Origin of the sequence: Neisseria sp. HMSC067G12, from assembly GCF_001812725.1 — a bacterium.
In the GTDB taxonomy this organism is placed as follows: Bacteria; Pseudomonadota; Gammaproteobacteria; order Burkholderiales; family Neisseriaceae; genus Neisseria; species Neisseria perflava.
Map to the genome: position 1 here is coordinate 1 of NZ_KV810211.1, position 419 is coordinate 419.

General features: G+C 56.8%; 1 pseudogene. It reads right to left on the reverse strand.

What is annotated here, in order from left to right:
• Positions 1 to 419, reverse strand: a pseudogene (locus tag HMPREF2871_RS07515) (RHS repeat family protein); the annotation flags it as partial.

Below are 419 nucleotides of genomic sequence, written 5' to 3' on the forward strand. Positions count from 1 at the left end.
GGTTTCGTAACCCGAGCAGTCGGTAATCCGGTCGGGCTGATGGTTTTCGTTATAGTGATAGGCGGTGGAGCTGCCGTTCGGGTCGGTTACCGACAGCAGCAGGCCGTTGCCGGCGTATTCGAAACGGGTGATGTGTTTCAGCGGGTCGGTATGGGTCAGCAGGTTGCCCGCTTCGTCGTAGGTATAGCCGTGATAACGGCTTTCGGCATCGCTTTTGCGGATCAGACGGTAGTTGTCGTCATAGTCGAAATGCAGGATGACGCCGTCCGGACGGATAATGCTTTCTACCTGGCCTTCGTTGCTGTACTGATAACGGGTAACGCGTCCCATTGCATCGGTGTGGCTGAGCAGTCGGCCCAAGTCGTCGCGTTCCATCAGGTTGGTGCTGCCGTCGGCAAACACCCGTTTGGTCAACTCAT